At 51.5% G+C, this 14,880-nt stretch carries 12 protein-coding genes; 3 read left to right on the top strand and 9 right to left on the bottom strand.

What is annotated here, in order from left to right:
• The first annotated feature begins 282 nt into the window (after positions 1-282).
• Positions 283-915: a DUF6904 family protein gene (locus WN53_RS20865; protein WP_024486527.1), complete on the top strand. Its 633-nt coding sequence runs from the start codon at positions 283-285 to the stop codon at positions 913-915.
• 32 nt (positions 916-947) lie between these two features.
• Here the strand turns inward: WN53_RS20865 and WN53_RS20870 are convergent, their stop codons facing one another.
• The 4 genes from WN53_RS20870 to WN53_RS20885 form a co-directional block, all read right to left on the bottom strand.
• Entirely contained in the window at positions 948-2,351 is a 1,404-nt protein-coding gene (locus tag WN53_RS20870) for an ISNCY family transposase (RefSeq protein WP_046808232.1), read from the bottom strand.
• Positions 2,352-2,636: 285 nt separating this feature from the next.
• Positions 2,637-3,026 carry a nuclear transport factor 2 family protein gene (locus WN53_RS20875; protein WP_024487156.1) on the bottom strand — a complete coding sequence of 130 codons (390 nt, stop codon included), beginning with the start codon at positions 3,024-3,026 and terminating at the stop codon, positions 2,637-2,639.
• A gap of 124 nt (positions 3,027-3,150) precedes the next feature.
• Positions 3,151-4,614: a pyridoxal phosphate-dependent decarboxylase family protein gene (locus WN53_RS20880; RefSeq protein ID WP_046808233.1), complete on the bottom strand. Its 1,464-nt coding sequence runs from the start codon at positions 4,612-4,614 to the stop codon at positions 3,151-3,153.
• Between the two features lie 15 nt (positions 4,615-4,629).
• A complete protein-coding gene (locus WN53_RS20885) occupies positions 4,630-6,015 on the bottom strand; it encodes a diaminobutyrate--2-oxoglutarate transaminase (protein ID WP_024486749.1) in 1,386 nt (461 codons plus the stop codon).
• A 603-nt stretch (positions 6,016-6,618) separates the two neighbouring features.
• On the opposite strand from WN53_RS20885, the gene lysC reads away from it, so the two are divergent.
• Complete coding sequence (lysC, locus tag WN53_RS20890; RefSeq protein ID WP_024486748.1) at positions 6,619-7,980, top strand: lysine-sensitive aspartokinase 3; 1,362 nt, start codon at positions 6,619-6,621, stop codon at positions 7,978-7,980.
• Positions 7,981-8,148: 168 nt separating this feature from the next.
• On the opposite strand, the gene WN53_RS20895 is transcribed toward lysC, so the two are convergent.
• Positions 8,149-8,553 carry an ASCH domain-containing protein gene (locus tag WN53_RS20895; protein WP_024486747.1) on the bottom strand — a complete coding sequence of 135 codons (405 nt, stop codon included), beginning with the start codon at positions 8,551-8,553 and terminating at the stop codon, positions 8,149-8,151.
• 77 nt (positions 8,554-8,630) lie between these two features.
• Positions 8,631-9,824 carry an MFS transporter gene (locus WN53_RS20900; RefSeq protein ID WP_046808234.1) on the bottom strand — a complete coding sequence of 398 codons (1,194 nt, stop codon included), beginning with the start codon at positions 9,822-9,824 and terminating at the stop codon, positions 8,631-8,633.
• Positions 9,825-9,943: 119 nt separating this feature from the next.
• Between WN53_RS20900 and WN53_RS20905 the strand changes: the two genes are divergently transcribed.
• The gene (locus WN53_RS20905) at positions 9,944-10,852 is read left to right on the top strand and encodes a LysR family transcriptional regulator (protein WP_024487009.1); all 909 of its coding nucleotides are present in this window, start codon (positions 9,944-9,946) and stop codon (positions 10,850-10,852) included.
• A gap of 19 nt (positions 10,853-10,871) precedes the next feature.
• Here the strand turns inward: WN53_RS20905 and WN53_RS20910 are convergent, their stop codons facing one another.
• The 3 genes from WN53_RS20910 to WN53_RS20920 form a co-directional block, all read right to left on the bottom strand.
• Positions 10,872-12,107, bottom strand: a complete 1,236-nt coding sequence (locus WN53_RS20910) for an MFS transporter (protein WP_024487010.1) — start codon at positions 12,105-12,107, stop codon at positions 10,872-10,874.
• Positions 12,108-12,279: 172 nt separating this feature from the next.
• Positions 12,280-13,293: an Ldh family oxidoreductase gene (locus WN53_RS20915; RefSeq protein ID WP_046808495.1), complete on the bottom strand. Its 1,014-nt coding sequence runs from the start codon at positions 13,291-13,293 to the stop codon at positions 12,280-12,282.
• A 20-nt stretch (positions 13,294-13,313) separates the two neighbouring features.
• Positions 13,314-14,879 carry an APC family permease gene (locus tag WN53_RS20920; RefSeq protein WP_046808235.1) on the bottom strand — a complete coding sequence of 522 codons (1,566 nt, stop codon included), beginning with the start codon at positions 14,877-14,879 and terminating at the stop codon, positions 13,314-13,316.
• Position 14,880 lies beyond the last annotated feature (1 nt).

The raw sequence follows: 14,880 nt of genomic DNA on the forward strand, positions 1-14,880 counted from the left end.
TGGCTGAACGCTCACTAGAGAGTCGTGCTCGCATCCAGACACGTACGGCTGAGATCCGCCGAGAAATCACCTTGGCGAGACAGTGCGAAGAAATAAACGTGCCACAAATACAGCTTTTGACAGTTCTGGGCGTAAAGTAGCCATCAATTTTTAAGATTTAGAAAGTCGAAAATGACTCAAAACTGTCAACGCTGAGCATTATGTAACTGCGACATTTAACTTCTATGGGCTGAGCGTTGTGGTAGACTTTTGTCAGACTTTAATAACAGGATGAGTAAAGTTATGCTCCGATATGAGTTGACGCCAAATAATGCGGGGTTTGTTCTATGGGGCGATTCTGAAGCCCTGGGCGAATTGTACGAATTAATACATTATATCGTGGATGAAAGTCCTCTGGTCAGAGTTAAAGATGGCTTTATGCTATCTCTGGCTTATGATATTCGTAAAGCACGGGAGGGTTGCTGTCGGGTCGAGCAATATCAGCATGAACATCACGATACGTATAAACTTTATGGCGTTGAGATTTTGTGGCCACTGGTATTACTTCAGTCAGCAATCCTCAGAAACTCAATGGGTTATATTCAGATGGATAAAAATCAGCTATCCGTCATGTATGCCTTTGAATATCTTTTGGAAACGGCTTTAAAAGAGTTAAGCCAGACAACTTATGATGACATCATAAAAATAGCCAAATCTGCGTCGGGATCTGATTTTAATTTCATTGAGGATAACATTGACAGTAGGTGCTGCTATTTTATTAACTTGCCTCCTGAGCGAAGAAAAAAGCAATTGGTAAACATTCTGCATTCCTTTGACGCCTTATGGGGTAAATATGCCAGTGAAAAGCAGGACATAAAAATGCTGAGTGAGATGAACAGTACAGAATGGCTCTGGCCGGACGATATCATCTGGTGAGCAGCAAAAATATTAGAGCCATCCTGTCGGTGTCAACGGGGCTTTTTACCAAAGATATCCTCTGAGCGTGTCTGTAACTGTTTCAGTGCCTCAAGCATGTCATCTTGATCTAGTGAACGCTGAGATTTTTTCCCCGCAATTTTGGGGCGTCGCCGGGAAGGTCCATCTCCCGCAGGAACGGATTGTGAACGGGTATTATCCCGCTTACTCTGCACCAGGCTGATGAATTCCAGCGTTCGGCCAAGGCGTTTGTTATCAACAATCGCACCCTGATCGATTTCTGAAAGCCGGTCGTAGGTGGAGTAGGGAAGTGCAGAGCCATTCAGACGCAGTTCTTTAGTATCATCAGGATAATGATAAACCTCAATGTACTTACCAATTGCGCGACGACTGAACTCACTATCCTCGATCAGATATAGCATTTTATCGTACTGTAATGTCAGTGATTTGGATACCCTACGGCCTTCACGAACAGAAAAAATGAGGTTCAGATCTTCATCATGTTCAACTGCACGATGTACATCAAAGTCATGTCGCGGTACTTTGCCAAAACGGCGGTTATAGTCGGTCATATACGCTTCAGCAAAGTCATTTGCCTCGTCCATCGAACAGATATTCTTGAGCCGTAATTCCTTGACGAGTCGATCCTGAAGCGTCAAGTGTGCACGCTCAACACGGCCTTTGGCTTCACTGGTATTTGCACAGAGAGTCTGGATATTTAGCTCGTGCATAGCCCGACCAAACTGAGTGTGGCCGTCGCCGCCGGTGGCGTTCTTGTTATTAACACGAAAAATCCCGGCCTTGTCACTGTATAACGTTAGTGGTTTGCCGTGTTTTTCGATATAGCTTCGGGTTGCCTCGAAATAGCTGAAGGTGGATTCCGATTTTACGAACCGCAACTCCATGATTTTACTCGTTGCATCATCCACATACACCAGCGCGGTGCATTTCGGCCCGCGTCCTTCAAACCAGTCATGGTCACAGCCGTCAATCTGAATCAGCTCGCCAGTGCAGGGTCGCCGGTATCTGGGCTGATGAATTTTCGGAGGACGCATTTTTCTGGGAACCCATAAACCAGCGTTGATCATCAGCCTTCGAACAGTCTCTTTCCCCAAGACCAGCCCGTGAATTTCTTCGAGTTTTTCTCGCGCCAGCGTTGGCCCAAAATCAGGGTAGTTTTTCCTTATGATCTCCAATGCCTGATCAGTAAACCCCTTGGGAAGTAAGCGATTGCCAGGATTTCCTCGGCTACGATTGTTTATGCCAAGCGGACCGTGTTCACGGTAGCGTTTAAGTAATCGACTACAGTGACGGGGCGTGATCCCGAGATGCTCAGCGGCTCGGCCAGGCGTGAGCCAGCGGTCAATGACATCCTGTAGAGTTTTGATGCGATTAATCTCTTTCACAGTAAACAGTCCTGAGCTTCCTGCACTCATGGCCATTTCTCCAGGCAGTTTCTTTTTTTACCCCCACAGTAAAAAGAAAATTAACCCCCGAAAGACAACCATAGCGCAGACATTTGGATTGAGCCAGAATTAGACATTAGCATTGAGCCTCTACAATCTTGGTGCGCATAATGTATATTATGTTAAATTGAATTGGCGATTACGCACCGGGTTATCCAGCTATGTTTATCACACCTCACCTTCACGCTTTGTCTGCTTGGTTTTCTAGAAGTTGGTTCATGAGTGGCGATTATTCGAGTTGATACACAGTCGGCTTCAATCCTCGATCTGTGTTCCTTGATGAAAACGCATTTGCCAATGGCATCCGCTCTCTTGTGACGATTGCAACCAGATCGAAGTACGCTCGGCATGGCGAACAATACTGCCATCCGCATCACGTTGAAAACTTTTATACCTCAACAATACGGCTCCATCGGCAATCTTCACCAGTTTGAACTCTTCGGCAAAGATCTCTGGCTGGCCGCTTTCCAACTTTAGCGCCGCAATAGTTTGCTGTCTGTCATAGTGCAACCCGGAACAGCCGATCTCTTCAAAATCGTCATGCAGCAATTCTCCGACGAGATTGGTATCGTTGCGCGTTGCCGACTGATGGAGTTGAACCTCTAGTGATTGGATCACAGGCAAAAGCTGTGCAATATCGTTCAAAACGCCCTCCTTTTTTGATCGCGCTACGTGAAATCTGAGAACTAATGGCTATCATTACCCACCAGATTTCACCTAGCTGCGCCGAATTGACTAGCAACTCGACGCAGATTTGGTTACTAAAGGATTACGCGTTGAGCAATTTTTCAGCCGTCTCTTTCACGCTTGCCAGCAGGATTTTTACGTCCTCCAGGCAAACCGTTGGGTTCAGCAGCGTTAGCTTCAGACAGGTTACGCCATCTGCTTCCGTTACCCCAACGTTGGCGCTACCTGATGCCAACAGAACATCGCCGATACGCTGGTTCAACAGCGCGATAAACGCGCGATCGTCGCTTTTCGGGCAGAATCGGAACAGTACGCTTGCCAACTGTGGCTGCATAACCAGTTCCAGATGCGGTTGTGCAGAGATATACTCAGCTACTTTCTGTGACAACGTAACGCCGTTGTCAATGATTTCGGCGTACTGCTTTTTACCCAACGCTTCAAGGCCCATCCACAGTTTCAGAGCATCAAAACGACGTGTGGTTTGCAGTGATTTTGACACCAGATTCGGTACGCCCTGCTCTTCGTCAAAATCAGAGTTCAGGTACGCCGCCTGATAACGCATCAGCTCGTAATGGCGTGCGTCTTTTAGCAGGAATGCACCACAGCTGATGGTCTGGAAGAACTGCTTGTGGAAATCCAGTGTCACGGAGTCAGCGGATTCCAGGCCGTTCAGGTAGTGGCGATACTTCTCAGAAAGCAGCAGCGCTCCGCCCCATGCGGCATCAACGTGAACCCAGATATTTTCCTGTGCGGCCAGCGCGGTGATTTCCTCTAACGGATCAATCGCACCTGCATCGGTGGTACCGGCGGTGGCCACAATCGCCATCACCTGCTCACCGTTGGCTTTTGCCTGCGCCAGTTTGGTTTTCAGGTCAGCGATATCCATACGCGAGAGCGCATCGGTTTTCACCTGAGTGACTGACTGGTAGCCCAGCCCCATCAACGCCATGTTTTTTTGCACGGAGAAGTGTGCGCTTTCGGAGCAGAACACTTTGATTTTGCTCAGATCACCCGTTAAACCATGCTGCTGAACGGAGTGCCCCTGACGCGCGAAGAAAGCATCACGCGCCAGCATCAGCCCCATAAGGTTACTCTGGGTGCCGCCACTGGTGAACACGCCGGCATCACCGGCGCTGTATCCTATCTGCTCACGCAGCCACTCGATGAGTTTGATCTCAATGATGGTGGCTGACGGGCTTTGATCCCAGGAGTCCATACTCTGGTTAGTGGCGTTGATCAGCACCTCTGCTGCCTGGCTAATCACCAGGCTCGGGCAGTGCAGATGCGCCACGCATTGTGCGTGATGTACAGAGAGGCTGTCCTTGAGGAAATACTCAACTGCGCGCTCAATGGCGGCCTGGTTACCCAGGCCCTGTGAGGTAAAGTTCAACTGGATGCGCTCGCGCAACTGGTCGACGGTTTTCCCCTGATACATTTCTGGCTGCTTTAACCATTCGATAACGGCTTTGCTGCTCTGCTCAATGGCATCCTGATAGGCGGCGATACTTTGCGCCGAACCGGAGAGAATTGGGTTGTTATCAGACACGATCGTTAACTCCGATTAAACCGGCTCCATGCCAGTGGCCAGCAAGGCGTTTTCAAATTTATCGAGGAAAATTTCCAGCTCAGCGTCGGTGATCAGCAGTGATGGCAACAGGCGCAGTACACAACCATGACGGCCGCCACGCTCCAGAATCAGACCGGATTCGAAGCATTTTTTCTGCAGCAATGCCGAAAGTTCACCATCCGCCGGGTAGCATCCCATGTGATCCTGTGCTTCGTTAGGCTTCACGATCTCAATGCCGATCATCAGGCCCAGGCCGCGTACGTGACCGATAACCGGATAACGTTTTTGCAGTTCGGCCAGTTTGCCTTTCAGCCACTCGCCCTGGGCGGCAACTTTATCCGCAATGGCGTTGTCTTTAAGGTGCTTAAGCGTGGTCAGGCCGGTGGCCATTGCCAGCTGGTTACCGCGGAATGTTCCGGTATGGTGGCCTGGCGCCCATGCATCAAACTGTTTTTTGATGCCCAGTACGGCCAACGGCAAACCGCCACCGACAGCTTTAGACATAACGATGATGTCTGGCTCGATACCTGCGTGTTCAAATGCGAACAGCTTACCGGTGCGTGCGAAACCAGCCTGGACTTCGTCGATGATCAGCAGAATGCCATGCTCCTGCGTGACTTTACGGATGCGCTGCAGCCACTCGGCCGGAGCCGGGTTCACACCGCCCTCGCCCTGCACCGCTTCGAGGATCACCGCCGCTGGTTTGCGTACGCCGCTTTCCACGTCGTTGATCAAGTTATCGAAGTAGTACGTCAGCGCTTTAACGCCTGCGTCGCCACCGATACCCAGCGGGCAGCGGTACTGATTCGGATAAGGCATAAACTGCACTTCCGGCATCATGTTGCTGACGGCTTCTTTTGGTGACAGGTTACCGGTTACGGAGAGCGCGCCGTGCGTCATACCATGGTAGCCGCCGGAGAAACTGATGATGCTTGAACGGCCCGTTACTTTTTTGGCCAGTTTGAGCGCGGCTTCAACCGCATCAGCGCCAGACGGACCGGTGAATTGCAGGCAATACTCTTTGCCCTGGCTCGGTAATAAAGAGAGTAAATAAGAGGAAAATTCATCTTTCAGAGGTGTGGTAAGGTCCAGCGTATGTAACGGTAAGCCGCTGCTGATGACACTTTGAATGCTTTGAAGCACGTCAGGATGATTATGACCCAACGCCAGAGTCCCGGCGCCTGCAAGACAATCAAGATATTGATTATTTTCAACATCAGTAATCCAAACGCCCTGCGCTTTGGCAATTGCCAATGGCAGTTTTCGTGGATAGCTTCTGACGTTAGACTCAAACTCGGCCTGTCTTGCTAAAAAGGTATCATTGCTTTGTGGTAATGAACTAGCACTTAAAGTATCAATACGGACTTTATCCGTCATCATATCACTCCCACAACCTCGGGTATTATTAACGCCGGGTTGAGTAAAAGGTTAAGGGGATTGCCTGTAAAAACGCGGCCAATATATATTATTTTAATGGTGTACTCAATCATTTGTTTTAGCATGCAACAGCCCCTTTAAAGCCTAGTTATAACAATGACTTACATTTCTCGATGCATTAATTTTTGTTACCAATGTCGCGCAAAGCGTTACGAATGTCCAGATTGGATACAACGTCATGAAAACCATCGTTTTGATATGGTTTTATTCTTTTGTTACACGATTTTACCGTTAAGAATGTTAGGTTCTGGTCTGTAAGGCATTCTTTTTCACTGATTTATTGCCAAATAAAATAAAAATGTCGATCCATTAAGATAAATCACTTACTATGGCGCGCTTATTTTTACTATCCGTAAATAAATAATTAATGCGCATCACACCGGTAACGCGTAAGAGGCAATACACGTTATCGACAACAGGAGGCTTTCCTGGGTTGTCATCAGAAATGTTCGCGGGCGGACATTTCGTAAGGCGAAGCGTGCTTCCCTTATGCCGAGAATGAAAATTTTCTTGCCATTTTTTATGGCGCCCTGATATGAGATTGTTATGACACGCATTTATCCACAATTCGTCGTTGCCAAGTTTGGCGGCACCAGCGTTGCTGACTTTGACTCGATGAATCGCAGTGCCGGTATTGTTCTTGCTGATGACCACGTCCGGCTGGTCGTTTTGTCTGCCTCCGCAGGGGTCACAAATCTATTGGTCGAACTTTCTGAAGGGCTGGAAAGTCGTGATCGTATGGATAAAATTGATACCCTTCGCACTATCCAGTACAACATTATTTCCCGCCTGAAAGCGCCGCTGGTCATCAGCAAAGAAATCGATCAACTCCTTGAAAATATTGCCCGTCTTGCCGAGACGGCATTGGCAACGTCTTCCACGGCGCTGAGTGATGAACTGGTCAGCCATGGCGAGCTGATGTCGAGCCTGTTATTTGCTGAAGTGCTTCGTGAACGTGAGGCGCAAGCAGAATGGTTTGATGCCCGTAAAGTCATTCGAACCAACAACCTTTACGGTTGCGCCGAACCCAATATCAGCCTGGTGGAAGATCAGGCAGAAGCCCATCTGCGGCCGCGTATTGAGCAGGCAATTGTTATCACTCAGGGTTTTATCGGCCGTGATGACGCCGGGCATACCACCACGCTGGGCCGGGGCGGAAGCGACTACACCGCCTCCCTGCTTGGGGAAGCATTGCAGGCCGCACGTGTCGATATCTGGACTGATGTGGCCGGGATCTACACCACCGATCCGCGCATTGTGGCGCAGGCCCAGCGTATCGACCACATCTCCTTTTCCGAAGCCAGCGACATGGCTGCTTTTGGTGCGAAAGTGCTCCATCCGGCGACCCTGTTACCCGCGATGCGGAAAAATATCCCGGTCTTTGTGGGCTCCAGCAAAAATACCGCTGCCGGTGGAACGCTGGTTCGCCGCGAGACAGAGGATCCGCCAATTTATCGCGCCATTGCCGTTCGCCGCAAACAGACGTTGCTGAGATTGCACAGCCTGCATGCGCAACCAGCATACCTATTCTTTGCCGAAATGTTCGCGATTCTGGCAGCACATCAGGTTGATGTGGATCTGGTTACTACCTCCGAGAACTGTATAGCGCTAGCCCTGAATTCCACGGGATCTACTTCAGGAGAAGATCACACCCTGACCACCGCGTTGCTTACAGCACTCTCTTCTCATTGCAGGGTCGAGATTGAAACCGGGCTGGCCTTGGTCACGGTAATTGGCAATCAACTCCATCGTGGCGCGGGCGTATGCCGGGATACATTTGTGGATCTGGATGAGTATGCCGTGCGCATGATTTTCCATGGCGCATCCAATGATAATCTTTGCTTCCTGCTGCCAAGCGACGTTGCTGATGGTGCGGTTATTGCGCTACACCGTAGGTTATTTGAGTAAGTTAAATCGGGGCGTTTGCGCGCCCTGAAACGCGCCTATGACGCCATAAATATCCGGACAAAACGCTCAACCGGCCATTTCTTGATGTCGGATACCTGCCCATCCCCGATCTCTATAAGCCGGAGCTGACCCTATTCCATTTAATTTACGGCACCGTGAGATCATATATTACAACAACTCGACCAGTTCAAACTCTTCTGCAACAAGCTCCATTGTGTCGCAGTAACTCCCTTCTCTTTGGAAGAACTGTTTATGCCCTTGCCTCCAGTACCTGAGGCTGAGATCTCCCTCGCCTTCTTTTTTCGCAAGTTCGTCTGTCACATCACAGAAACGAATTATCCGCATAGCGATCGTCCTAATGACACAGACTGGATCACCTTTGCCATTTAGGATAATGCTGTAGCCGCCGATCGTTGGTGATTCTTCTTCATTTTTGAAAGATGAAAGCGAACAGCAGGTTGCGGTTTTTACCCCTTTAATAACCAGGTCTGCCAGCTCGTCTGCCATTTCGGCGGAATCGCCAAATGGCCATGCAATGGCCCCTGGATACCTTATCTTTATGATGGTCACTATTAAATCCTTTTTGATACATGAAAGTATCATATGTACAAAATACGATTTCTGATACCTAATTGTCCGTTTTTTGCTCGTTATTCCGCTCTTTGCCGCCGAAAGCATACAAGCCAAGCCGCCAGCAAAATGGCTGTTATCGCGATGCCTGTGGCAACGTAACCGATGTTTTCCAATCCCCATTGGGGGATCACCAGGCCACCGATAATGGCGCCAAGGCCCGTACCGGCATTGGCAGCAGAGACGTTCAACGTTCCGGCTAGCGCCTGAGCGTGTGAAGCGGACTTCATCACCCTTACCTGACAGATTGGAAACAGTGCAGTATAGGCGATACCCCAAAGCGCAAGAGCCAACCATAACAGAATGAGCGAGTCTGCCGCTGGCACGCTGGCCATCATGCCTATGCCCAGCAATAACGAGAATATGGCGGTAGCGCCCAGTGGGCTGCGGTCCACAAAGCGCCCGCCAAGCCAGTTACCGACCAGGCCGATAGCGCCGAAGCCCATGAGCCACCAACCGACTTGTGCCGGAGCCACACCGGCGATGCGCTCAAGCATGTCGGCTAGATAAGTGTAAGCCGTAAACATTGCGGTGAACACAACGACCGATAACACAACGTTACCGACAAAATACGGGTCTTTGAGGATGCGTGTCTGCTCTGCCAGTCTCAACCGTTCGGGGCGTGCCAGGGTCGGCATGAAGATCGCCAGGGCCAATGTCATAACCAGCGACAGCCCTGCCAGTATCCAGAAGGTGCCACGCCAGCCGATGAGGTCCGACGCTAGCGTACCCAGTGGAATGCCAAACAGTAAGGCGGCTGAGATCCCCAGATACACCTGAGATACTGCTCGACCGGCACGATGCGGCCCGGCAATCTGTCCGGCCGTCTCGCTGGCCGTCCCCCAGAACACGGGCAGCACCAGCGCTGGAATGAACCTGGCAATCGCAAGCACACAAACGTTCGGAGCGATTGCGGCCAGAGCGTTTGAGAGGCTAAAGATCATCAGAATCGCGATAAACAGGCGCTTACGTTCAATGTGAGACAACAGCGCAGTCAGCACAGGGCCGAACAGCATGACCGTGAAGGCGAACAGGGTAACGAACTGGCCGGCAGCCGAAATTGAAATATCCAAGTCGCGTGCCAGTGCTGGCAATAGTCCGACGATCAGGTATTCGGTCGTGACGATGACGAAAGCCGCCACCGCAAGAATGACGATGGAAAGGCGGCTACGACTCGCCGAAATGGCGGTACCCGGTACGGTAATACAAGACATCAAAAAGGCTCCTACATGGGGATTTTCTGTTGCCCTTAGTATATTTAAGAAATATATTCTTATTATTGATATATTTTACCGGTATTAATGAATTTAATTCCTCAATTGGCGAGAGCAGCATGATCCCATCGGAAAGACTTAAGGGTATCGAAACCTTTGTGGCGACGGCCGATGCAGGCAGTTTCACGGCAGCAGCAGAGCAATTGCACCTGACCAGCTCTGCCGTCAGCAAAAGTGTGGCGCGCCTTGAAGAACGTCTCGGGACCCGGCTGTTCGAGCGCACCACCCGCCGCTTGGCTCTGACGGATGCAGGGGCAGCGTTCTACCGCACTTGCGTACGAGTACTGGTCGACTTGGAAGAAGCTGAAGCCGTGCTCGCCGCACAGCACAGCGAACCAGTGGGTCGTCTGCGGCTAGATGCTCCGGCGACATTTGGCCGCCTTCGGGTTTGGCCGCTGCTGCTCCAGTTCTCGCAGCAGCACCCGCACTTACGCCCGCATGTCTCTTTGACCGATCGCTTCGTTGATTTGCTTGAAGAAGCCATTGACGTGGCGGTGCGTATCGGTGGGCCGGATCATTGGCCTAGCTCAGTTGGCCATCGCTACCTGGGCTGTGAACGCCTCATTTTCTGCGCCTCGCCCGATTACCTGGCTCGCAATGGCACACCGACATCATCCGCCGAACTGTCTCGCCATGATGCCGTGCTCTATGGCAAGGCCGATGGAACCACAGGCCCGTGGCTGATCGCGCATGATGCAGGAATGATTGAGCGGCGCACGATGGAAGGCCGCATTATTGTCGGCAACGGCGAGGCTCAGGTTGCCGCGGTCAAGGCTGGATGCGGCATCGCACAGTTGGCAACGTGGCTGGTCTGCGATGAGATTGCACGTGGTGAATTGGTGCAAATCCTACCGGAACTGACAACTGATGGCCTGCCGCTCAATCTGGTGTGGCCCATTGGGCGACAACTGCAGCCAAAAGTGGATGCCATACTGGAGCTGCTCGCTGCCGAATTGCAGATCGACTAGCAATCCAAGCCCTTCACGCTCACCACGCCGTGGTGAATTGCCGGTTACCTTGTATGCGAACAAACAGCATCCCACCAGCGAACATAGTCAAAATCTGCGATGCCACCAGCACCGAAAAGCCTGATGAGACGGTGCCAAACGACATCATCACCAACCCCATCAGCAAGGGAATAAATGCCGAAAAGATATTACCCACACCGTTGATCAGTCCATAAGCAGAACCAACGCTTTCTGCTTTGGCATGGTGCTGGATCAAGGTGGGAATTGCTGCACCTTGAGCTCCCCAACAAGCATTGGCCGATAACAGGAACACGGCCAGCCAGCCACTTTGCGAGCTCAGCATAACCCCTAGCATGCAGATAGCCGTTGCCGCACCACCAAAGGCAAAAATCAATGGCATCTGTTGTGGTCTGACACGATCCAGGATCACCCCGCCAAGATACTTGGAGAAGATACTGATAATAAAGGGTAGCGATGCAAGCCAGCCCATTTGGTTGATGGAAAAGCCACGTTCATTGGTCAGGTAAGCGGGCAGCCAGGAACTGGAACCCCAAAGATAACTAAGCGTGGCTATCTCAACCAGCATGATCCAGCCGAGCATTGGCGTTTTCCAAGCCAGAATGAAGGTTTGGCAGACACGTTGCATCATGGGTTCACTGCTGCGTTGCACCACTCCGGTTGTTCTAGGATGGATAAACACACGTACCAAAAGCAAGCCGACCAGGAGATTGATAAACGCCAGGACATGAAAAGAAAGGGCCCAACCGAGATGACTCATCAGAAAAGTCACCAGCGGAAAACCAATCACCAAGCCTAAAGATACGCCTAATGCCGACACCGCATTGGGCTTTCCCCGCTCATTGGCGGCGAAATGGTCACTGATGTACATGGTTTTCAGCGAGAAAAGTGGCCCTTCACTAATACCGAGGAAGGCCCGTACGACCAGTAAAATGATGAACGATCCGACCAACGGAGAAGCCGCGGTAAAGAGCGCCCAGAGAACCACACTGAGGGTCAAACCTTTACGATAACCGAATAGCGTTTCCAGAAACGGGGTCAACAACATGGCTGAAAGGCCATAACCTAGCAGAAAGGCGGTCATCAGCGTGCCTTGATAGGCGCGACTGTCTGCCAGGCCAAAGTGATGGAGAAATTCGGGGTTAACCAGCATGACGGAGATATTTACCCGGTCAGCATAAGCGATCACGATTAGCAGCAATGCCGCCACGACTCCCCACCAGCGTTGTTGTCTCATGCCCTTCCCCTTAAAAAATGTGTTTACCAAACGGTCTCTTTGATATTACCGCTGAATAAATTGTTTCAACATTGTTAACACATTGTTGCGCGCAGATCTATATCACAGCGACAAGAGAGTATTTAACGGGAAACACATCGGCCCATCGGTAAACGATGAGCCTGCTAGGGGGTTACAGACACAACGCCACAATCTCTTTATATAACGTCAGCGGTAATGTCACACCGAACTGCTCACTGTGCTGACGCGCCTTAAAACGCCGCTCCCCAGGAATACGGGCTCCTTGCTCTGCCATATCATTAAAAAGCCCTTCCGCTCTGGCGAAATGCTCTTCCTGATCCGCCCCCAGAAAACGCTCGGGATCCATCGCAATAATCAGTTCTCCGCCATACGGTGAAGAGCCTGTTGATTGGTCGTAAGCTAACGATTCTTTACTGGTCATATCACCAATCAACGGCCCGGCAATCAGCTCCACCATAGCTGCCAATGCTGAGCCCTTATGGCCGCCAAACGTCAACATTGCGCCTTGCAGTACGCTGGCAGCATCGGTGGAAGGTTTACCTTGACGATCGATTCCCCATCCTTCTGGCAGTGGCTTATTTGCCCGGCGATGCAGTTCAATCTCACCGCGTGCAGCTGCGCTGGTCGCCATATCAAACACAAACGGCGCTTGTCCCTGACGTGGCCAACCAAAGGCTATCGGGTTGGTGCCAAACAAGGGCTGACTTCCCCCGGCGGGCGTTACCCAGGCATGGCTTGGGGTGCAAGCCAACGCTACCAATCCCTGTTCGATAAGCGGCTCGATATCCGCCCACAGCGCAGAGAAGTGGACGCAATGATTGATCGCCAATGCGGCAATACCACAGTGACGAACCTTGGCGATAAAGGCAGGCAGCGCCGCTTGATAGGCAACCAACGAGAACGCACCATGCGCGTCTACGCGTAAAATCGCCGGAGCGCTGTCGGTGAACGTCGGTTCGGCATCTGCCATCACTTTGCTGGCATGCAGCGATCGAACACAGCCCAGTACACGATACAAACCATGGGAATGGCAGCCATCGCGTTCACCGGCGGCGACGTTCTTTGCCACCGCATCTGCATGTCTGGCGCTGAAACCATTACTGTGCAAGGCTCGGTACGCCAGTTGATAGGCCTCTGGCAACGTAAGATTAACGGTGTTGGTCATGGTCGTTTCCTCCTTTAGCATTACTCTTCCTCGTCCCCGACAAAATTTGCCTGAGGTAAACAGGTGTAAGCTCCCCAGTAATAAATCAGCAGCGCGATGGCCGCCACCAACAGGGTGTCCCACGGGTGACCAATCGCATTGATACCGCCAAAACTGCCGAGATAGGAAGCTACGATGATCAAGGCGTAGAAAGCGATCAGCCACAGCGAAGACCAAATCTGCTGCTTCAGGCTGACGGCGTGAGTCGGTACTTTGTTTTTAAAAAGAATATAGACAAAGAACATCAGAATTTGCAGGCCAAGCAGCCAGGAGACGGTGTTCCAGCCTGACCAGTACACGATCAATGCCGAAATGATGAATGACACCGGCCCTAACACGCTAAATCCCCAGACAAAGAACGGCCGCGGCAAATTCGGTGCATTACGGCGTAGCCCGGCGGCGGTAACCGGGGCAATGGCATAGCTAAGTACCAAGGCGGCGGAAACTACCCCGATCAGCTTCTCCCAGGAAGGGAAAGGCAACGTCCAGAAGATAGCCAACCCGAAAGTCAGCCACAGCGCCGGACGCGGGATCCCCGACTCACCATCGACGCGGGTAAAAATTTTGAAGAAAGTCCCCGCCCGCGCCCAACCATACACTACACGCGGCGTGGCATTCATATAGATATTGCCCGTGCCGCTCGGTGAAACGATCGCGTCGCTCACCACCAGAAAAGCCAACCACCCCATCCCCAACGTTACGGCAATATCGCGGTACGGCAGTGAAAAGTGCTTGCTGATATCCTGCCAGCCACCGCTCAGCATTTCGCTTGGAATACTGCCGAGGAAAGCCAGTTGCAGTAGCACATAGATAATGGTGGAAAGCACCACCGACAGGATCAGTGCGATCGGGATGGTTCGCTGCGGCTTTTGGACTTCGCTGGCCACCGAGATAATTGGCGTCAGCCCCAGATAGGCGAAGATGATCCCACCGGCTGAAATCGCCGCTTCCACCCCGGCGGAACCAAAGGGCGCAAAGCCTTGACTGTGCAGGTTTTCAGGTTTGAAGAAGGTAAACAGCACCACGATCACCAGCACCGGCACGATGAACTTGAGTATGCTGATCAGGTTATTGGATTTGGCAAACGTCTTCACGCTGTAGTAATTCAGCGTAAAGAACAGGCACAGCAAAATAAATTGCGTCAGCCAACCGATCAACGTGGGATCGCCCGAGCCAGGCTGGCTGAGCGCGGGGAACCAGGCTGCTGCATATTGCCGGGCGGCGACAACCTCGATCGAGATCAGGCTGGAGAACGCAATCAGTGTAATGAACCCCAACAGATAGCCCATCAGTTCCCCGTGGGAAAACACCGGGTAACGAATGATGCCACCGGCGCGAGGAAGTGCGGCACCCAGCTCGCAATAAACAATCCCCAGGAGCAGCACGGCGAACCCACCGATCAGCCACGAATAGATCCCCGCGGGCCCCGCGATAGAAGCAACATGGCTGGCGGCGAACAGCCAGCCAGAACCAAAAATCGCGCCCAGGCCGATAAATGTCAGATCGGTTAGCGTCAGCTGCTTTTTAAATTTTCCCTGTATGGTCATA

The sequence above is a fragment of the Serratia fonticola genome (assembly GCF_001006005.1).
In the GTDB taxonomy this organism is placed as follows: domain Bacteria; phylum Pseudomonadota; class Gammaproteobacteria; order Enterobacterales; family Enterobacteriaceae; genus Chania; species Chania fonticola.